General features: G+C 65.3%; 19 protein-coding genes and 1 pseudogene. 10 read left to right on the top strand and 10 right to left on the bottom strand.

Going from position 1 to position 20156, the window contains the following annotated elements; all coding sequences use genetic code 11:
• Window positions 1-423: 423 nt before the first annotated feature.
• The 4 genes from CI41S_RS19565 to ltnD form a co-directional block, all read right to left on the bottom strand.
• Window positions 424-2115: a methyl-accepting chemotaxis protein gene (locus tag CI41S_RS19565; RefSeq protein WP_139861151.1), complete on the bottom strand. Its 1692-nt coding sequence runs from the start codon at window positions 2113-2115 to the stop codon at window positions 424-426.
• 174 nt (window positions 2116-2289) lie between these two features.
• Window positions 2290-3579: a 3-oxo-tetronate kinase gene (gene otnK, locus CI41S_RS19570; protein ID WP_139861152.1), complete on the bottom strand. Its 1290-nt coding sequence runs from the start codon at window positions 3577-3579 to the stop codon at window positions 2290-2292.
• Complete coding sequence (gene otnI / locus CI41S_RS19575) at window positions 3576-4358, bottom strand: 2-oxo-tetronate isomerase (RefSeq protein ID WP_139861153.1); 783 nt, start codon at window positions 4356-4358, stop codon at window positions 3576-3578. The genes otnK and otnI overlap by 4 nt, the downstream gene beginning before the upstream one ends.
• Before the next feature lie 9 nt (window positions 4359-4367).
• Window positions 4368-5279: an L-threonate dehydrogenase gene (ltnD, locus tag CI41S_RS19580; protein ID WP_139861154.1), complete on the bottom strand. Its 912-nt coding sequence runs from the start codon at window positions 5277-5279 to the stop codon at window positions 4368-4370.
• Between the two features lie 162 nt (window positions 5280-5441).
• Between ltnD and otnC the strand changes: the two genes are divergently transcribed.
• Entirely contained in the window at window positions 5442-6098 is a 657-nt protein-coding gene (gene otnC / locus CI41S_RS19585; RefSeq protein WP_139861155.1) for a 3-oxo-tetronate 4-phosphate decarboxylase, read from the top strand.
• 33 nt (window positions 6099-6131) lie between these two features.
• Window positions 6132-6404, top strand: coding sequence for a hypothetical protein (locus CI41S_RS19590; protein WP_139861156.1), 273 nt, complete (start codon window positions 6132-6134; stop codon window positions 6402-6404).
• A gap of 399 nt (window positions 6405-6803) precedes the next feature.
• Here CI41S_RS19590 and CI41S_RS19595 read toward each other — a convergent pair whose 3' ends face one another.
• From CI41S_RS19595 to CI41S_RS19620, 6 genes are all read right to left on the bottom strand, one after another.
• Complete coding sequence (locus CI41S_RS19595) at window positions 6804-7508, bottom strand: ABC transporter ATP-binding protein (RefSeq protein WP_139861157.1); 705 nt, start codon at window positions 7506-7508, stop codon at window positions 6804-6806.
• The gene (locus CI41S_RS19600) at window positions 7492-8223 is read right to left on the bottom strand and encodes an ABC transporter ATP-binding protein (RefSeq protein WP_139482032.1); all 732 of its coding nucleotides are present in this window, start codon (window positions 8221-8223) and stop codon (window positions 7492-7494) included. The genes CI41S_RS19595 and CI41S_RS19600 overlap by 17 nt, the downstream gene beginning before the upstream one ends.
• The gene (locus CI41S_RS19605) at window positions 8220-9197 is read right to left on the bottom strand and encodes a branched-chain amino acid ABC transporter permease (RefSeq protein WP_139861158.1); all 978 of its coding nucleotides are present in this window, start codon (window positions 9195-9197) and stop codon (window positions 8220-8222) included. Before CI41S_RS19605 ends, CI41S_RS19600 begins: the two co-directional genes overlap by 4 nt.
• Window positions 9197-10075 carry a branched-chain amino acid ABC transporter permease gene (locus CI41S_RS19610; protein WP_139482034.1) on the bottom strand — a complete coding sequence of 293 codons (879 nt, stop codon included), beginning with the start codon at window positions 10073-10075 and terminating at the stop codon, window positions 9197-9199. The genes CI41S_RS19605 and CI41S_RS19610 overlap by 1 nt, the downstream gene beginning before the upstream one ends.
• 194 nt (window positions 10076-10269) lie before the next feature.
• A complete protein-coding gene (locus CI41S_RS19615; protein ID WP_139482035.1) occupies window positions 10270-11517 on the bottom strand; it encodes an ABC transporter substrate-binding protein in 1248 nt (415 codons plus the stop codon).
• Between the two features lie 87 nt (window positions 11518-11604).
• The gene (locus tag CI41S_RS19620; protein ID WP_139861159.1) at window positions 11605-12414 is read right to left on the bottom strand and encodes a putative hydro-lyase; all 810 of its coding nucleotides are present in this window, start codon (window positions 12412-12414) and stop codon (window positions 11605-11607) included.
• A 119-nt stretch (window positions 12415-12533) separates the two neighbouring features.
• Here CI41S_RS19620 and CI41S_RS19625 point away from each other — a divergent pair, with 119 nt between their 5' ends.
• From CI41S_RS19625 to CI41S_RS19660, 8 genes and pseudogenes are all read left to right on the top strand, one after another.
• A complete protein-coding gene (locus CI41S_RS19625) occupies window positions 12534-13451 on the top strand; it encodes a LysR family transcriptional regulator (protein WP_139861160.1) in 918 nt (305 codons plus the stop codon).
• 88 nt (window positions 13452-13539) lie between these two features.
• Window positions 13540-14790, top strand: coding sequence for a Zn-dependent hydrolase (locus CI41S_RS19630; RefSeq protein ID WP_139861161.1), 1251 nt, complete (start codon window positions 13540-13542; stop codon window positions 14788-14790).
• A 29-nt stretch (window positions 14791-14819) separates the two neighbouring features.
• Window positions 14820-15731 carry an NAD(P)-dependent oxidoreductase gene (locus CI41S_RS19635; RefSeq protein WP_139861162.1) on the top strand — a complete coding sequence of 304 codons (912 nt, stop codon included), beginning with the start codon at window positions 14820-14822 and terminating at the stop codon, window positions 15729-15731.
• A 176-nt stretch (window positions 15732-15907) separates the two neighbouring features.
• Entirely contained in the window at window positions 15908-17488 is a 1581-nt protein-coding gene (locus tag CI41S_RS19640) for a tyrosinase family protein (protein ID WP_139861163.1), read from the top strand.
• A gap of 4 nt (window positions 17489-17492) precedes the next feature.
• Window positions 17493-18263 carry a copper chaperone gene (locus CI41S_RS19645; protein ID WP_139861164.1) on the top strand — a complete coding sequence of 257 codons (771 nt, stop codon included), beginning with the start codon at window positions 17493-17495 and terminating at the stop codon, window positions 18261-18263.
• Window positions 18260-18883 (top strand): DJ-1/PfpI family protein, encoded by a 624-nt coding sequence (locus tag CI41S_RS19650; RefSeq protein WP_139861165.1) that lies wholly within the window; start codon window positions 18260-18262, stop codon window positions 18881-18883. Before CI41S_RS19645 ends, CI41S_RS19650 begins: the two co-directional genes overlap by 4 nt.
• A 31-nt stretch (window positions 18884-18914) precedes the next feature.
• Window positions 18915-19331 carry a hypothetical protein gene (locus CI41S_RS19655; RefSeq protein ID WP_172628110.1) on the top strand — a complete coding sequence of 139 codons (417 nt, stop codon included), beginning with the start codon at window positions 18915-18917 and terminating at the stop codon, window positions 19329-19331.
• A 228-nt stretch (window positions 19332-19559) separates the two neighbouring features.
• Window positions 19560-20156: pseudogene (locus tag CI41S_RS19660) on the top strand (IS5 family transposase); the annotation flags it as partial.

Consider the following 20156-nt stretch of genomic DNA (forward strand, 5'->3'; position numbering starts at 1 on the left):
CGCTTTCACATCCTTGGCATAGTCCGTGAAGCCACCAGCATCCTCCGATCATGACGACCGCGGCGGCCCGGAACAGAGACGCTCCATGCTCTCCGAACCGGCGGATTTGGGACATTCGGTCGCCTGTATCGCGACAACGCATCGCAGGTCTGCGAAAACGTGGTGCGCCGTCCCGGGCCCACCACGCAGGTTTCGTCGGTTGCCCGGGCAACGGCCCGCCCGGGCTGCCGGCTCAGGATGACGGTGATGGTTTGCTCAGCTTGTTCGGTGTCATCACCCGGCTTGACCGGGTGATCCAGTATTCCAGAGACGCCGATGATAGAAGCGAGAGGCCGCGGCGTACTGGATCGCCCGGTCCATGTGCGCAATTGCGCACAGGCCGGGCGATGACAACGGTAGATGAGGGCAAAGCTTCACATTCTCTCAGGCGGCGCGCACTGCGTCGAGGAATTTGCCGACCTCGGACTTCAGACGGTTGCTGTCGCCCGACAGCGACTGCGCCGCCGACAGCACCTGGCTCGAGGCCGAGCCGGTTTCGGTCGCGCCGTGCTGCACGTCGGTGATGTTGGCCGAAACCTGCTGGGTGCCCTGCGCCGCCTGCTGCACGTTGCGCGAAATCTCCTGCGTCGCCGCGCCCTGCTCTTCCACGGCAGCGGCGATGGTCGAAGAGATCTCTGACAGCCGCTCGATGGTCGAGGAAATCTCCTTGATCGCGCCGACCGACTCCTGTGTCGCGGTCTGGATGCCGGCGATCTGCTGGCCGATCTCGCCGGTCGCCTTCGCGGTCTGTTCCGCCAGCGCCTTCACTTCCGACGCCACCACCGCAAAGCCGCGGCCGGCCTCGCCGGCGCGCGCCGCCTCGATGGTGGCGTTCAGCGCCAAGAGGTTGGTCTGGCCCGCGATGGTGTTGATCAATTCGACGACGTCGCCGATGCGGGCGGCCGCCTTCGACAGCTCGCTGACGCGGTCATTGGTGGTGCGCGCCTGGCCGACGGCGTCGCCGGCCATCCGCGCCGATTCCTGCACCTGGCGGCTGATCTCGGTCACCGAGGACGACAGCTCCTCGGTGGCGGAAGCCACCGACTGCACGTTGGTCGAGGCTTCCTCGGAGGCGGCGGCGACCGTGGTGGTCAATTCCTGCGCCCGCTTCGCGGTCGACGACAGGGTGCCGGCCGAGGCCTCGAGCTGGGTCGAGGCCGACGAGACGGTCTGCACGATCTCGCCGATCATCTGTTCGAAATTGCGGGTGATAGCGTCGACCCGGCGGCCGCGCTCGATCTTGGCCTCGGCATCGGCGGCAGCGGCCTCGTCGGCGGCCTTCTTGGCGATCAGGGCCTGCTTAAACACCTGCAGCGTGTCGGCCATGGCGCCGATCTCGGTCTTCTCGCCCTGGTGCGGCACCTCCGCAGTGAGGTCGCCGCCGCCCAACGCCTGCATCGGCGTCAGGATCGAGGCGATGCCGGCGGAAATGTCGCGAACGGTGTAGATGCTGACGCCGACACCGATAATGATGGCGCCGCCGATGATCAGGGCGAGCAGCATCAGGGCCGACGCGTAGCTGCTCGCGGCGTCCTGCGCCGCCTTGTCGGCGCCGGCATTGTTGAGCTCGATGTCCTTGCGCAGGATCTCGTCCGCCTCGAGCCCGATCTTGTTCACGGTCTTGGCATTCAGCTCATGCGCTTCATGCGGAATCTTGCCGGCGTCCTTCCGCGACAGTTCCATGACCTGCTCGGTGCCCTTCTTGTAACGGGTCCAGGCATCGACCCATTGATTGTAGAGCGCGCGCTCCTCCGGCGAGGTGATCATCGGCTCATAGGTCGCGCGGATCTTGGTGTTGGATTCCACCACCATCGCAAGGGTCTTTTCCTGCGCCTGCTTGTCCTCCAGCGTCTCGGCCAGCATGTGCTCGCGGATCACGTTGCGGTAGGTGATGACGCCGGCGCGCAGATCGCCCAGCGCCCGCACGCTCGGCAGCCAGCTCGTTGTAATGTCCACCGTGTTGGCGTTGATCGACCGCATGCTGGTGACCGCCAGCAGGCCGACGCCCGCCATCGCGACAAGCAGAAACGCAACCGCGGCAATCAGCTTGGCGCGGATCGAGAATTTGGCGAACATCGGGAAATCTCTTGATGCCGGGCTCGCGAGGCCCGGTTGAACGGAAGGCTGCTGGCGCGGCGGGACGCCGCATCCATCAAAGCCAGCATGCCTCCTTCGGTAGGGTTAATTTGCTTCCCCGTTCAACTACGGAGGCAGCCGTCATCACCGTGACATCACGCGCGACGGCACGCGTCAGCGCATCAGGGCGAGCGCGTCGGAGAAGAATTGCGGCCCGCCGAAATTGCCCGATTTCAGGGCAAGCAACATCGCGCCGTTGTTGGCGCCGACGGCGCGCAAAACCGGCACGCCCGCGGCGATTTCGGCGCCGACCAGGAAGCCCGGGATGCGCAGCCGATCGACCACGGCGCCTGAAGTTTCACCGCCGGCGACCACCAGCCTGCGCACGCCCGACTGCACCAGGCCTTCGGCGATGTCGGCCATCGCTTGCTCGATGGCATGTCCGGCTGCATCGCGGCCATGCCGGGATTGCAGAGCTGCAACCTGGTCCGGCGTCGAGCTGCTTGCGATCAGCACCGGCCCGTCGAAGAGCCGATCTTTGGCCCAGCCGAGCGCGCGCTGCGCCTCGTCCTTGCCGGCGACCACCCTGTCAGGATCGAGATGCAGCACCGGCATCACTTTCTCGGCGCTGGCGATCTGCTGCAGGGTCGCCTGCGAGCAGCTTCCGGCCAGGCACGCTGCCGGGCCGCCGATCGCGGTCTCAGGCATCGCGCTCGCGGCATTGGACTTCGCCTTCCCCGCGGCGACCAGCGCCCGCGCCAGGCCAAGCCCGATGCCGGAGGCGCCGACCGAGACGCGGTGATCCAGCGCCACCTGGCCGATGGTCTCGAGGTCGCGGTCGAACACCGCGTCGATAATTGCGGCGCCGATCTCCTTGGCAGCGAGATCCTTGAGCCTGGCGCGGACCGCATCGGCGCCGCGGCTCAGCGTCGCGAGATCGACCAGGCCGACCCTGGTCTTGCTCTGGCGCGCCAGCACGCGGACCAGATTGGAGTCGTGCATCGGATTGAGCGGATGGTCCTTCAGCGGGCTCTCGTTCAGCGGCACGGCGCCGACGAACAGATTGCCCTGATAGACGGTGCGGCCGGTCTCGGGGAAGGCCGGCGTCACCAGCACGATGCTATCTGCGGAATCGGCGCGCAGCGCGTCCATCACCGGGCCGATATTGCCGGCATCGGTGGAATCGAAGGTCGAGCAGATCTTGAACAGGACGTGCTGCGCACCGCGGCCGCGCAGCCACTTCTCCGCCGCGCGGGAGCGCGTCACGGCGAGGCCGGCCTCGATCGAGCGGCTCTTCAACGAGACGACGACGGCATCGACCTCGGGCAGCGCCAGATCGTCCGGCGGCACGCCGATGGTCTGCACGGTGCGCAGGCCGGCGCGCGTCAGCGTGTTGGCGAGGTCGGAGGCGCCGGTGTAGTCGTCGGCGATGCAGCCGAGCGACAGTTTTGTGGCTGACGTCACGGCTTGACTCCGGCATAGGGCTTGAACCAGGCGAGACCATCCGTGGTCTTGCCGCGCGGATTGTATTCGCAGCCGACGAAGCCGCCATAGCCGAGCCGGTCGAGCTCATCGAACAGGAACGGATAGTTCAGCTCCTCGCCGTCGGGCTCGTTGCGCGAGGGGATCGAGGCGATCTGGATGTGGCCGATGATCGGCATCATCTCGCGCAGCCGCATCGTGACGTCGCCATGGATGATCTGGCAGTGATAGATGTCGAACTGCAGCTTCAGGTTCGGAATCTTCAGCTCGTTGATCAGGTCGCGGGCGAAGATGAAATCGTTGAGGAAGTAGCCGGGCACGTTGCGCGGATTGATCGGCTCGATCACGACGTCGAGGCCAAAAGCGGCGAAGAATTCCGCGGCATAGGCGACCGATTTGCGGAACGCCGCCACTGCGCCGGGATCGCTACGGTTGGCGATGCCGGCCATTAGATGCAGCCGCTTGACGCCGGTTGCCTCGGCATAGGGCAGCGCGGTCTTCAGGCTCGCCTGCAGATCCGCAAAACGGTCCGGCAGCGCGGCAAATCCCTTTTCGCCGGCGTTCCAGTCGCCCGGCGGCAGGTTGAACAGCGCCTGCGTCAGCGCGGCGTCCTTGAGCCGCTTGCCGACCTCCGCGGCCGGATGGTCGTAGGGAAACAGGAATTCGACCGCGGTGAAGCCGGCTTTCGCGGCGGCCTCGAAGCGATCGAGGAATGGGACCTCGTTGAACATCATGGAAAGGTTGGCGGCAAAGCGGGGCATGGGATCCTCTTATTTATCGCCGGGGAGCTTGGTGCCGGTGACCTGGGCGTACATCCGCGCCACCGAGGCGTCGTCGTCGCGGCCCATGCCGGCGGCCGACGTCATCAGGAACATCTGCAGCGCCGCGGCCGACACCGGCACCGGGAAGCGGGCGCTGCGCGCCATGTCCTGGATGATGCCGAGATCCTTCACGAAAATCTCGACCGCACTGCGCGGCGCATAGTCGCCGTCGAGCACATGCGGGATACGGTTCTCGAACATCCAGGAATTGCCGGCGGAGGCCGTGATCACCTCATAGACCTTGCGGATATCGAGGCCCTGCTTGGCGGCGAATGCGATCGCCTCCGAGGCGGCGGCGATGTGCACGCCGGCCAGCAGCTGGTTGATCATCTTGAAGGCGGCGCCCTGCCCGGCGGCATCGCCGAGCTCGTAGAGCTTTGCCGCCATCGCATCCAGCGCCGGCCGCGCCTTGGCGAACGCCGCCGCGCTGCCGGAGGCTAGGATGGTGAGCTCGCCCTGCGCGGCACGCTGCGCGCCGCCGGAGATCGGCGCGTCGAGATAATGCCGGCCAGTCGCCTCGAGCTGCTTTGCCAGCCGCCGCGCGATCTCCGGGTCCATGGTCGCCGAGGAGATGAACACGGCGTCCTTGGCCAGCGTCTCGGCGACGCCATCCTTGCCGAACAGGATCGCCTCGGTCTGCGCGGCATTGACGACCACGCTGACGACAATGTCGGCCTCTTTCGCCGCCTCGGCCGGCGTGCTGGCGCCGTTGCCGCCGTCCTTGACGAAGCGCGCGACCGCGTCCGCCGAGACGTCGCAGCCGGTGACCGCAAGGCCGGCCCGCTTCAGCGAGGTCGCCATGCCGTATCCCATCGAACCGAGCCCGATGACGGCGACACGCGGTGTTGTGGAACTGGGCATGCGGCGATCCCTCGATTTTTATCTCTATTGCGCATGATCTTGTCGGAAAACCGGCTTCCACTTTTCCGGATCATGCTGCTCGATGCTTGCCTATCACGGCTTGGCCGCGCTGCCAAAGCATGAGACAAGTCGGAAAACGAATAGCGTCATGAGCGAAACCAGATGAGCGAAACAAAGCTTCGTGAGGACATCTGCCGCTTCGGCCGTTCGCTGTTCGAGCGCGGGCTGACGCCGGGCTCCTCGGGCAATATCAGCGTCCGGCTCGACGACGGCGGCTGGCTGGTGACGCCGACCAACGCCTCGCTCGGCTTCCTCGATCCCGGCAAAATGTCGCGGCTCGACGCCAACGGGAAGCTCGTTTCCGGCGACGCCCCGACCAAGGAAGTGCCGCTGCATACCGCGCTCTACCAGACACGGAGCGCCGCCCGCGCCGTGGTGCACCTGCACTCGACCCATTCGGTCGCGCTGTCGATGCTGCCCGAGATCGACCCGCGCGCCGTGCTGCCGCCGATGACGGCGTATTACATGATGAAATGCGCACCGACCGCGCTGGTGCCGTATTATCGGCCGGGCGATCCTGCGGTGGCCGACGCGATCAAGGGACTGGCGGGCCAGTATTCATCCGTGCTGCTCGCCAATCACGGCCCCGTGGTGTCGGGCGACACGCTGGAAGGGGCGGTGTTCGCGACCGAAGAGCTGGAAGAGACCGCCAAACTCTATCTGCTGCTGCGCGGGCTCAACCCGCGCTATCTGTCGCCCGAACAGGTTACGGACCTGACCAAAACGTTTGGACTCGTGCTGCCGGATCACTCTCACTAGATCTGTGGAGGAATGCATATGCGGAGAACAGTCATGATGCGGTTCACAGGGTTGGCGTTCGCGGTTCTGGTCGTCAGCGGCGTGGCGGGATCGACCGCCCGGGCCGACCCGACCTTGCAGGACCTGCTGGCGATCCAGCTGCGCGCGCAAGGCTATGCCTGCGACCAGCCGCTGAAGGCCGAACGGGACGACAAGCTCTCGAAGCCCGACAACGAGGCCTGGACGCTGACCTGCAGCAACGCGACCTACCGCGTCAGCCGCGTGCCCGACCTCGCCGCCAAGGTCGAGGAGATCAAGCCGGAGTAGCAGGGCAAGAAGTGACGAACTGGCCACGTCGTCATCCCCGCGCAAAGGCTTCGCCTTTGTCGCTGGAGGTGCGAGCCTTGCGGCGCAATTGCGCCGCTGGGCGAGCCTCGAAGGATGGGCTACAAGCGCGCTCGCGGCCATCCTTCGAGGCGCGCCGAAGAGGCGCGCACCTCAGGATGACGGTGTTGGTTTGCTCAGCTTGCTCGGTGTCATCGCCCGGCTTGACCGGGCGATCCAGTATTCCAGAGACAGTCGTTATTGAGCCGATAGGCCGCGGCGTACTGGATCGCCCGGTCCATGTGCGCAATTGCGCACAGGCCGGGCGATGACAGCGGTGGGTGGGACAAAGCTTCACACCGTCTCGGGATGACGGCGGAATGTGTGGAGACTCCGCAGAAGCTACAGCCCCAGATACGCCTTTCTCACATCCGGATTGCCGCTGATCTCGGCGGCGGTGCCCTGCATCAGGACGCGGCCGGTCTGCAGGATGTAGGCGCGGTCGGCGATTTCAAGGCACTCCGCCATGCGCTGCTCGACGATCAGGACCGTCATGCCGGCGTCGCGGATGCGTTTGACGGCCTGAAAGATCTCGTCGACCAGTTTTGGCATGATGCCCTGCGACGGCTCATCGAGCATCAGGAGCCGCGGCCGCGTCATCAGCGCGCGGCCGATCGCCAGCATCTGCTGCTCGCCGCCGGACAGCGTCTCGGCGCGCTGGTCGAGCCGCTCGGAGAGCCGCGGGAACAGCTGGAACACGAGGTCGAGCGGCGCATCGCGGTCGCCCTGGCTGCGATAGAGATAGCTGCCGAGCCGCAAATTGTCGCGCACCGAGAGCCGCGGAAACAGCCGGCGGTTCTCCGGCACGAAGGCGATGCCGCCCGAGGTGATGACGTGCTGCGGCTGGCCGTCGATGCGCTTGCCGTCGAAGCTGACGCTGCCGGACCGCGGCCGCTCGGCGCCGGCGATCGATTTCAGTAGCGTCGACTTGCCCGCGCCGTTGGCGCCGGCGACGCAGACAATCTCGCCCTTGGCGACGTCGATCGACACCGCGGAGATCGCAACCAGGCCCTGATAGGCGGTGGTGACTTCACGCACCGACAGCATGACGATCCCCGAGATAGGCAGTGATGACCTCCGGATTGCGGACGACGTCCGCCGGCTTGCCCTCGACCAGCACCTTGCCGAGATTGAGCACGATGGCGCGGTCGACCAGCGGCATCACGATCTCCATGACGTGCTCGACCATCAGCACGGTGACGCCGGTGGCGCGCACCTTGCGCACCAGCTCGACGCCGGTCTGCGCCTCGACCGGCGTCAGGCCGGTCAGCACCTCGTCGAGCAATAGCAACTTCGGTTCAGTGGCGAGCGCGCGGGCAACCTCGAGCCGGCGCTTCTCCGACGGCACGAGGTCGGCGGCAAGCTTCTCGGCGCGCGCCGCAAGCCCGCAGAACTCCAGCACCTCATAGGCCTTCTGCCGCGCGATGCGCATCTTGGTGTTGCGGATCAGCGCGCCGACGATGACGTTGTCGATGACCGTCATGGTCTCGAAGCTTTTGACGACCTGGAAGGTGCGGCCGATGCCGCGCTGGCAGCGCTCGGCCGCCGGCAGCTTTGTCACGTCCTCGCCGTCGAAGATGATCGAGCCTTGCGTCGGCGGCAGTACGCCGGCGATCAGGTTGAACAGCGTCGACTTGCCGGCGCCGTTCGGGCCGATCAGGCCGACGATCTCGCCGCGCCCGACCGAGATCGAGACGTCGCTGTTGGCGACGAGGCCGCCGAAGCGTTGCCAGACGCCGCGGGTCTCTAACAGCGCCGTCATCGTGCGGCTCCCTTGCGTAGCGAGAACACGCTGACCAGGCCGCGCGGCAGCGCCAGCGAGATCGCAACGATCAGCGCGCCGTAGACGATCAGGTCGACGCCGCGGCCGGAGCCGCCGACGAAGGAGCGCGTCAACTCGGTGAGCGGAATCAGGATCACGGCGCCGAGCACCGGTCCCCACAGCGTGCCGATGCCGCCAAGCACCGCAGGCAGCGCCATCAGCAGCGAGAACTGAAAACCCATCACGCTTTCGGGGTCGATATAGGACACGAACTGGGCATAGAAGCTGCCGCCGACGGCAACCAGGAAGGCGGAGACCGCGGCCGCGCCCATCTTGGAATTGAACACGACCACGCCGAGGCTTTCCGCGGCGTCGGGATTGTCCTTCACCGCGCGCCACCAATAGCCCCATTTGGAATCTTCCAGCCACCAGGTGACGAGCCAGGCGACGCAGGCCAGCGCCAGCGCGAAGTAGAAGTAAGGCAGTTTGGAGCGGGTGAACTGGAATTTCAGCCAGCTGTCGCCGCGCACCGGGATGTCGATGCCGAGCGCAGCGCCGGCCCAGTCCCAGTTCTGGATCAAGAGCAGCGCGATCTCGGCGATCACAATGGTCGCGATCACGAAGTAATGGCCGCGCAGGCGGAAGCAGGGATAGCCGAGCGCCATCGCGATCGCGGCGGAGATCGCCCCGCCCGCCAGCATGCCGAACCACGGCAGCACGCCGAACTTGGTGAACAGCAGCGCGGTGGTGTAGGCGCCGAGCCCGAAATACAGCGCATGGCCGAGCGAGATCTGCCCGCAATAGCCTGATAGTATGTTCCAGCTCTGCGACAGCGCCGCATACATCAGGGTCAGGATCATGATGTTCTGGACGTAGACGTCCTTGACGAACAGCGGCACCAGCGCGGCGATCACCGCGAAGCAAATCGCCATGACCAGGTCACGCCTGCGGCGTTGGGCGAAGTGGGTATCCATCACATCGATCCGAACAGGCCGCGGGGGCGGATGAAGACGACCAGCAAGTAGACGGCGTAGATGCCGACCGATTTCAGCGACGGCGGCAGGATCAGCGCGGTGGTGGCCTCGACCAGGCCGACGATGATGCCGCCGGCAAAGGCGCCGAACACGCTGCCGAAGCCGCCGAGCGCCACGGTGACGTAGGCGATCAGCGCAAACGACGCGCCGACGTCGGGATAAATGTAGAAAAAGATCGCCATGATGGCGCCGGCAAGCCCGACCAGCGCCGCGCCGAGGCCCCAGCCGAGCGCGAATACCCGGTTCTTGTCGATGCCGACGAGCGCCACCGCGCCGGCGTCCTCGCGGGTCGCTTCCAGCGCGCGGCCGAAATCGGTGCGGTTGATGAAGAAGTAGAGCGCGACGAAGGCCGCGATCGACAGCATCGCGCCGATCAGTTGCGGCTCCGGCAGATAGATGCCGGCGATCGACACCGTCTTGCCGCCGAGCCAGGACTGCGGGATGCTGCGGTAGTCGGGCGTGAAGAAGTACTGGGCGAGGCCGCGCATCACGATCGCAAGGCCGAAGGTCGAGAAGATCTGCACCATGCCGGCATTGGCCTTGGCGCGCATGGCGAAGCGAACGATCAACAGATAGACCACCGCGCCGAACACGAACAACGCCGCGGCGACCAACGGCGCCGACAGCAAGGGGTCGATCGCGAAGAACGCGAACAGGAAGAACGTCACGTACATCGCGATCATCAGGAACTCGCCATGCGCGAAGTTCACGACGTCCATCAGGCCGAAGATCAGGGCGAGCCCGGCGGCGATCAGTCCGTAGAGCAGCCCCATCAAGAGGCCGCTCGCCAGACTTTGGATAATGGTCTCGGCTGTCACCGTTGACGCTCCATGTCCCGGACGTTGTCGTTAACCTCCGTCATTGCGAGGAGCGAAGCGACGAAGCAATCCATTCTTCCTTTTTGCGGAGAGGTGGATTGCTTCGCTTCGCTCGCAATGACGGAACATGCGAGAACTCTGAGTAATGTCTTCGGCTGTCACCGCCGTGTGCCCTCTCTGAGCGTCCGACCGATTTACTTGTTCATCGGCCAGATCGCCTCGGAGACGGCGGCCTGTTCCGGGAAGATCGTCACGAAGTTCTTCGCGGCGTATTGCAGCAGCACCGGATCGGCGAAATTGTTCTGCCCCATCTCGTCGAACTTGACGCGCTTCCAGGGCATGATGGTCTGATCGCCCGGCATGTCGGTCGCGACCAGCGCCTCGCGGATCTTCTCGCCGTCGGTCGACTTGGCGCGGTTGATGGCGTCCGCCATCACGATCAGGCCCATGAACTGGCGCGATGAATAGTCGTTGAAGTCCTTGCCGGACTTGGCGCGGAACATCTCGTTGATGAGGCCGACCATCGGCCGCTTGGAGGCGAGGTCGAGCGAGAAGCTGCCGCGCGAGATCACGCCCTCGAGCTTGTCGCCGACCGCATCATAGGTCGCCTTCTCCGAGAAGCCGGCGTCCTGCGCCATGATGTTCTTCGGCTTGTAGCCGAGCTCCGCCATGGTCTTGACCAGGAGGATCGCGTCGGTGGTGTAGCTCGACGGCATCAGCACGTCGGCATTCGCCGCCTTGAGCTGCTGCACCTCGGCGGTCAGCGACGGCGAGTTGGCGCGGTATTTGATGTCGGCGACGATCTTGTAGCCGCGCTCGCCGGCGAGCTTGGTCTGCGCGTTGGCCGAATCGGTGCCGAAGATAGTGTCCTCGTGGAACAGCGCCAGCGTCTCGATCTTCTGGCCTTTCTTCTTCATCGCGTCGAAGAAGTCGAACATCGCGGTCGAGAACATCTCGTCATGCGGCGAGGCGCGGAAATAGTATTTCAGGCCGCGGCGATGCAGGCTCGGCGAGGAGTTGTCGGCGGAGAGGAACGGCACGCCGTAGCGTTCGCAGATCTGGCTGACGGTGACGGCGACCGCGCTCTGATAGGTGCCGATCACGGCGCAGACTTTGTCCTGGGTGATCAGGCGCTCGGCTTCGGCGCGGCCCTTCTGCGGATCGGCCTGGTGGTCGGCGAACACCAGCTTGACCTTGGCGCCGCCGAGGCCGGAGAGGCCCTCGCCCTTGGCGAGCGGCAACGCGAAATCATAGTTCTTGTTGATGATGTCGGCCGCGGTCTCGAACGCGCGCTGCGCGTCGACGCCGATCTGGGCGCTGGCACCGGACAGCGGATAGATCACGCCGATGGCCACTTCACTGGTCTGCGCGCGTGCGGCCATCGGACCGAGCGCGGCGGCGGCGGTGGCACCCAGCAACACGTTGCGGCGAGAGATCGTCATGCGAAATTCCTCTTGGTCAGTTTGTTTTTATCGATGAAACGCTTGTAGCGCGCAGTAAAGCCCGAATGAATTGCACGAATTGCCTATTCAGAGCACAGCGAGCGCCTTGTTCTTGAGATCGGTGACGAGCATCAGGCCCGGCGAATGCGTGATTGCGAACGGCAGTTTTGCACTTGCGATCACCGATTGCGGTGTCACCCCGCAGGCCCAGAATACCGGGATATCGTCGTCGGCGACAGGAACCGGATCGCCGTAGTCGGGCTTGGCGATGTCCTTGATGCCGATCGCATGCGGATGGCCGAGATGCACCGGCGCGCCATGCACCGACGGGAAGCGCGAGGTGATCTGCACCGCGCGGATCGCATCCGCCGGCTTGAACGGCCGCATCGACACCACCATGGGCCCGGCGAACGGGCCCGACGGGCTGCACGCGATGTTGGTGCGGTACATTGGCACACGCAGGTTGCGTTCGATGTGACGGATCGGCAGCCCGTCCTCCAGCAGCGCCTCCTCGAACGAGTAGGAGCAGCCGAGCACGAAGGTGACGAGATCGTCGCGCCAGTATTTTGTGATGTCGGTCGGCTCGTCCGCCACCTCGCCGTCACGCCAGACCCGGTAGCGCGGCACGTCGGTGCGGATGTCGAGGTCGAGGCCGAGCGAAGGGATGCGCGGGTCGCCGACGTCGGACATGCCGATGATCGGGCACGGTTTTGGATTGAGCTGGCAGAAGCGGTGGAAGGCGCCGGCGAGCTTTTCCGGCAGGATCGCGAGGTTACCCTGGACGAAACCGTTGGCGACGCCGGCGGTGGTCGAGGCCATGCCATTGCGGCAGGCGCGGCGTGCTTCCGCGCTCGCAAGCACCGTGTCCCCTTGCTGCACTGCCGCAAAAACAGTCATGGGTGCCTCCTGCCCATAATCTCGACAAGGACAAACCAACACCACGCGTGATATAATGTCTAATCGTCCTTTCTAATCAAAATCGATAAATCAGATTTATCGATCGGGAAACGCTTCCAATGACGGACTTCCGCTCGATTGAAACCTTTCTTTGGGTCGTGAAGCTCGGCAGCTTCCGCGGCGCCGCGGCGCGGCTCAACACCACCCAGCCGGCGATCTCACAGCGCATCGCCCAGCTCGAGCGCGAGATGGGCGTTAAGCTATTGAACCGCGACCATCGCGTCGCCTCGCCGACGCCGAGCGGACGGCTGATGATGATCTACGCCGAAAAGCTGATCGGGCTGCGCTCGGAGATGATGGCGGAGGTCGGCGACCGCTCCGCGATGCGCGGCGCGCTCCGGCTCGGCGTCGCCGAGACCATCGTGCACACCTGGCTGCCGCGCCTCGTCAAGAGCGTCAACGAGGTCTATCCGAACCTGTCGCTGGAGATCGAGGTCGACATCACGCCGAACCTCACCGCGCGGCTGCTGGCGCAGGAGATCGAGCTCGCCTTCGTGCTCGGGCCGGTGTCGGCGTCCGGCGCGCATAATCATGTGCTGTGCGATTACCCGATCGGTTTCCTGGCGAGCCCGGCGCTCGGCCTCGGCGACGGTCCGGTGGCGCGGCAGGATCTGGCGCGGTTTCCGATCATCACCTTCCCGCGCAAGACCCAGCCCTATGAGACGGTGCGCGCGCTGTTCAATCAGCCCGATCTGCCGCCGATCCGGCTGCACGCCTCGACCTCGCTTGCGACCGTGATCCACATGGCCAATGAAGGGCTCGGCATCGCCGTGATCCCGTCGGCGATCGTCGAGAACGAGCTGGCCGACGGGCGATTGCAACTGCTCGACACCGACCTCAAGCTGCCGCCCCTCACCTTCACCGCAAGCTGGCTCGCCTCGCCCGATGCGGTGGCGATCGAACGCGTTGCCAACCTCGCCAGGCAGATCGCGCAAGCCGGCGTGGCGGTTGACGTGGTAGAAGCGGCACGCCATTGAACGAGAGCCGGACAATAAGATCACCGTCATTCCGGGCGATGCGTCAGCATCGAACCCGGAATGACCGAATGAAAAATGGACTGATAACATGAGCCGAGCCGCAACCAACCTGCAGATCGATTCCGCCCGCCTCTGGGGTACCATCCACGATACTGCGCAGTTCGGTGCGACGCCGAAGGGCGGCGTGCGGCGGCTGACGCTGAGCGCCGAGGACAAGCAGGTGCGCGACTGGTTCCGCAAGGCGTGCGAGGAGGCCGGCCTCGAGGTGCATGTCGACGCGCTGGGCTCGATGTTCGGCTTGCGGAAAGGACGCGATATGTCGAAGCCGCCGATCGGTGTCGGCTCGCATCTCGACACCCAGCCGACCGGCGGCAAATATGACGGCATCCTCGGCACGCTGGCTGCGCTCGAAATGGTGCGCACGCTGAACGATGCCGGAATCGAGACCGAGCTGCCGATCTGCATCTGCAACTGGACCAATGAGGAAGGCTCGCGCTTCGCCCCGGCGATGATGGCCTCCGCCGCCTATGTCGGCGACTTCACCACCGACGACATTTTGTCGCGCAAGGACGCTGAGGGCGTCACGGTGGCGCAGGCGCTGGACTCTATCGGCTATCGCGGCGATGCGCCGGTCGGGCGCCAGAAGTTCACCAGCTTCGTCGAGCTGCATATCGAGCAGGGACCGATCCTGGAGGCCGAGAACAAGACCATCGGCGTGGTCGATTCCGGCCAGGGCGTGCTGTGGTACGACGGCAAGATCACCGGCTTCGAGAGCCATGCCGGCTCGACCCCGATGCCGCTGCGCCGCGACGCGCTGGCGACGCTGTCGGAGATCGTGCTGGCAATGGAGAGCATTGCCAAGAAGCACGGCCCGAAGGCGGTCGGCACCATCGGCGAGGCGGTGATTGCGGCGCCCTCGCGCAACGTCATTCCCGGCGAGATCGCCTTCACGGTGGACTGCCGCAGCGCCGATGCCGCGATCATGGATGCGCTCGACCGCGATTTGCGTGCCGCGATCGCCGAGATCGCGGCGCGGCGCAAGGTCGACGTCAAGCTGGACCTGGTCTGGCGCAAGGCGCCGACCCATTTCGATCCAAGACTGGTCGATGCGGTGGAGAACGCGGCAACGCAGCTCGGCTATTCGCACCGCCGCATCACCTCGGGCGCCGGCCATGACGCCTGCAACCTCAACACCGTGATGCCGGCAGCGATGGTGTTCGTGCCCTGCAAGGACGGCATCAGTCACAACGAGCTGGAGGATGCCACGCAGGCCGATTGCGCCGCGGGCGCCAACGTCCTGATGCACACGGTGCTGGCGCTCGCCGGCGTCGCGTCCTGACCGTTTATTCCCCCTCAGTGGAGATTCGCATGCGCGGAGTTTTCGTCGACGCCAATGAGTCGCTCGCGGTCATCATGGAGCGCCTGGAAAAGCCCGGCGATCCCAGGATGCGGATCAACCGCAATCCCGACATCAAGCCCGAGGACTATCCGGCGGTGCTCGACGGCGCCGAGATCGCGGTCGTCGACCACACCGCGCTGCCGACCGACATTGCGAAGAAATGCACCGGGTTGAAGCACGTCGTGTTTCTCGGCACCGGCGCCCGCAGCTACATGAATCCGGAAGAGCTCGCCGGGCTCGGCATCGCCGTGCATTTGATCAAGGGCTATGGCGACACCGCGGTCGCCGAGTCTGCCATCGCGCTGATGTGGTCGTCGGCGCGGGTGATCGCAATGATGGACCGCGAGATGCGCGCCGGCAACTGGCTGCGCGAGGACGGCATGCAGCTCACCGGCAAGACGCTCGGCCTGGTCGGCTTCGGCGGCATCGCCGCGGAGGTCGCGCGCATTGCGCTCGGCAGCGGCATGAAGGTGATCGCCTGGAATCGGTCGCCGAAGAACCATCCCGGCGTCGACTTCGTCGATCTCGACACCGTGCTCGCGAAGAGCGACGTGGTTTCGATCCATCTGCTGCTCAATGACGAAACCCGCGGCATGATCACCCGCGAGAAGATCGCGCGGATGAAAAGCGGCGTGATCCTGGTCAACACCGCGCGCGCCGCCATCGTCGACGAGCAGGCGATGATCGATGCGCTGAAGTCCGGCCATATCCGCCATGCCGGCCTCGACGTCTTCACCACCGAGCCGCTGCCGCAGGATCACCCGCTGACCAAGATCCCGAATGTGACGTTGTCGGCACATTCGGCGTTCCGCACGCCGGAAGCGAGCGTGAATTTGATTCACGCCGCGTGGGAACACTGCCGGCGGATCGTCAAGGGCTAATTTCCGCTCTCTCGTTCAGGTCAGAACGGTTCCAGCTTTGGTGCGGCAACAGCGCGCGCCAAGGCCATTTACGCGCAGGCGCGTCTGTACTATCATTGATTGTAGAGTGTCATATTAGTTTACCTGAAGTTTGATAATAGTATTCCGATAGATGCGCTCATTCCGGGAGGCCTGCCATGGCTCGCGTGCGCAAAGACGTCTGGCAATTGCCGGCAAACGACAAAACCCTGTTCTGGTACGGCGAGGCGATCAAGGACGCCCAAGCCAAGCCGATCACCGACATCACGAGCTGGTGGTCGCTGGCCGCGATGCACGGCATCGACCGGCAGCTCTGGATCGACCTCGGCTATCTCGATGCCGGCGTGACGCTGCCGTTCGACCCGGACGCCATAGGCTTCTGGAATCAATGCCAGCACGGCTCGTGGTATTTCCTGTCGTGGCACCGCGCCTATCTCGCCGCGTTCGAAGCGATCCTGCTCGACGCCATCGTGAAGAAGGGCGGGCCGGCGGATTGGGCGCTGCCCTACTGGAACTACGATCCGACCAAGCCCAACACGCTGAAATTCCCCGCCGCCTTCGCGCCCGAGTTGCTCGACGACGGCAGCAAGAACCCGCTGTGGGTCAAGGAGCGCTATGGCCGCCGCGGCAACGGCGTGATCAGCATCCGCCCCTCCGACGTTCCGGTTTCGCCGCTCTGGCAGGAGCCGGAGTTCTTCAACGAGCCGCAGGACCTGCCGACCTCGTTTGGCGGCACCCGCACCGCGTTCAGCCACGGCGGACGCGGCGCCGGGCTGCTGGAACAGCAGCCGCACGGCCCGGTCCACGTTCTGGTCGGCGGCACCAAGGAAGGCACCGACCCGGACATCACCAAGAACAACGGACTGATGGCGATGTTCGAAACCGCCGGGATCGATCCGATCTTCTGGCTGCATCACTCCAACATCGATCGGCTCTGGGAATCCTGGCTGACGGTGCGCGGGCATGCCTCCGACCCGGCGGATGCCTACAAGAATCCGACCGATACCGACTGGCTGAATGAGCCGGCGGGCGAGTTCGTGATGCCGCGGCCGAACGGCACGACGTTCACGACCACGGCAAAAGACGTCTTGAACACCAAGGCGCCCGCGCTCAATTATGAGTATCAGGACATTTCGGTGCCCGGTCAGCAGGTCGTGCTCGCGGCGCGCCTCGGCAGGCTGGGTATCGCGCCGGCCGATGCCAACACACTCGCTGGAGCAATGGCCATGGCTTCGCAGAAAACCACGGAACTGGTCGGGCAGAGCCGCAGCGCAATCCGGCTTGCCGGCACCGCCACCGATGCCAGCGTCCAGCTCGATGGCCCGGCAACCAGCAATCTGTCCGCCAGCCTCAGGGTCCGTTCGCTGGCCCCGGCCCATGCGCCGAAAGCGCCTGATCGCGTCTATCTGGTGCTGGAAAACGTCACCAGCACCACCGACGCCGGCGTGTTCGATGTCTATGTCAACCTGCCGAAGGACGCCACCCCGGCGCAGCATCCCGAACACCTTGCCGGCGTGCTGTCGCTGTTCGGCGCGCGCGCGGCGAGCAAAGCCGGCGGTGCTCACGCCGGCGACGGCCTGACCCAGACGCTGGAGATCACCGACATCGTCGATGCCATGCATCTCAAGGGTCAGCTCAACGCGCAATCCGTCGACGTCAAATTCGTGCCGCAGACGGCGATCTCCGCCAACAGCCAGATCGACGTCGGCCGGGTGAGAATCTACCGCCAGAGCCGGTGACGTCGTGACATCGCGCGGGGTGCTGCCTGCGATTTTGCGAGAGGCATCGCCGCCGCTGTTGCTCGTCAGCCTGTGCGGCTGGGTGCTGCTCGCGGCGGGCGAAGGACTGTGGTCGGTGCCGCTCTGCTCGCCGTCGCCGACGCTGGTGACATCGGGCGCCGCATTCTCGACGGTCTACGGCGTCGGCGCCACCGCGGTGCTCGCTGCGCTGCTCTGGCTGCTCATGATCGTGGCGATGACCGCGCCGCTGCTGGCGCAGCCGATCGCGCAATTGCGGCTGCGCAGCCTCGCGCGCCGGCGCAACCGTTCGGCCGCGCTGTTTGCTGTAGCCTATCTGCTGGTCTGGATCGCCGTCGGTCCGATCCTGCTGGCGGCCCCCAATGCCATCGCGGTGGCCGCAGGCGCCGCGGGGGTGCCTGCGTGGCTGATCGCCGTCGCGATCGCCGCGCTGTGGCAGGCCGCGCCGCTGCGTCAGAGCGCGCTCAACCGCTGCCATCGCGTACCGAACCTCGCCGCCTTCGGGCCCGAGGCCGACCGCGACTGCATCCGGTATGGCCTGACCCAGGGCCTGCTGTGTGCGGCGACCTGCGCACCGGCAATGCTGCTGCCGCTGACCGCGCCGCAACTGCATCTCGCCTTGATGTTCGCGCTCTCCGTCGCGTTGCAGATCGAGCGGCTGGCGCCGCCGCGCCCGCCGCGCTGGACGCTCCGCATCGTGCCCGGCCAGACGGCGGCGCCGGTGGTTTTCAGATCGATCACAGGGAGCTTGCGATGATCGTCGGCATTGCCGTCTACGACGATGTCGACCTGCTCGATGTCGCCGGCCCGCGCGAAGTGCTGACCTGGATGGATCCGAAAGTGGAGGTCCGCCTGATCGCGCGGCAGCCCGGCCCGATCACGACGCGCGACGGCCTGACCATGATCGCGCCGTTTGGCTTTGCCGACACGCCGCAGCTCGACGTGCTCTGGGTGCCCGGCGCCAACCCCGGCGCGCTGAAGGAGATCATGACCGGCAGCGGCCGCGACTATCTCGAATTCTTCAAGGCGCAGGCCGCGAACGCGAAATATGTCTGCTCGGTCTGCGAGGGCGCGCTGCTGCTGGCCCAGGCCGGGCTGCTCGACGGCTATGAGGTCACGACGCACTGGGCGTTCATTCCGTGCCTGCGGCGGTTTCCGAACATTCGCGTCGCGCCGGGCACGCCGCGCTTCGTGCTCGACCGCAATCGCCTGACCGGCGGCGGCATCTCGTCCGGCATCGACGAGGCGCTCAAGCTGGTCGAGCTGCTGAGCAGCACCGAGACCGCGCAGGATGTGCAGCGGGTGATGCAATATTATCCGGATCCGCCGGTGACCAGCACGTTGGAAGAGGCGCGGCAATGCCCCTTCAGCTGGTGAACCCGAACGGCCGCGAGCAAGGGAGATCGTGATGACCGATATCGGCGGCAAGTGGACCTATCGCAGCTTTCACAACGATCCCGCCCCGGTCGGCGACGATGCCGACAAGGCGCTCGGCCTGATCTTCGCCGAGGCCGAGTTCACCTTCGAGATCTCAGGGACATCGCTGACCGGCACGATCCGCTGGGGGCACGACGGCCTGGATCTCAAGGGCACGATCCAACCCGCCACCGCAACGACGCCGCTCTCGGTCCGGATTTTCGGCACCGGCAGGAAGGACATCGGCACCGACGGCTGGGAGTACGACTACAACGCTTGCCTTGCCCATCAATGGCCGAACGGCATCAATCAGGTGCCTGCACTGGTCGGATCAGTCATTCGCGCCAAGCCGCACGGGTCCTCGCCCGCGGGCTATGTCGCGTCGTTCATCGCGGTGAAGCAGCCGTGAGACGATCGCTACGAAGCTATCGCTTGTTCCCTTCTCCCCTTGTGGGAGAAGGTGGCGCGGACGTAGTCCGCGACGGATGAGGGGTCTGTATCCGCGGAGAGAACCCCTCACCCGGCTCGCATCTGTCGATGCGAGCCACCCTCTCCCACAAGGGGCTAGGTGGTGTGGACTCTAGGGATTCCCTTTTAGGGGCAAATCAGATTCAAGATTGCTTTTGGGGAGGCAGTCTTGGGTGTGATGGATCGGCTGGTGTTGAGCGACGCGGCGTGGGAGCGGATGGCGCCGCTGATCATAGGCCGGCCTGACCAGAAGGGCTCGACCGGCCGCGACAATCGGATGTTCGTGGAGGGTGTGCTTTGGATCGTGCGTACGGGCGCTCCCTGGCGTGATCTTCCGGAGGCGTTCGGAGACTGGAACAGCGTGTTCCGGCGCTTCAGTCGATGGAGCGCCAAAGGCGTCTGGTGCCGCATCTTCGAGGCGATGTCCGATGACCCCGACTTCGAATATTTGATCGTCGATTCCACCATCGTCCGAGCCCATCAGCATGCTGCCGGGGCCAAAAAAGGGGGTCTGAAGATCAGGCAATTGGCCGTTCGCGCGGCGGCCTGAGCACCAAGATACATATGGCCGTTCGCGGCTTGGGATGTCCCGTACGGTTCACGATCACCGCGGGTCAGAAGGGCGATGCACCGCAAGCTGCCGAATTGATCGAGGGGTTGCCTGCCGAGGTGGTCATGGGCGACACGGCCTATGACGCCGATCACTTGCGCCAAGCCATCGCAGCCAAAGGGGCGCTCGCCGTCATCCCCAACAACCCGTCACGAG

Source organism: Bradyrhizobium ivorense (assembly GCF_900696085.1).
In the GTDB taxonomy this organism is placed as follows: Bacteria; Pseudomonadota; Alphaproteobacteria; order Rhizobiales; family Xanthobacteraceae; genus Bradyrhizobium; species Bradyrhizobium ivorense.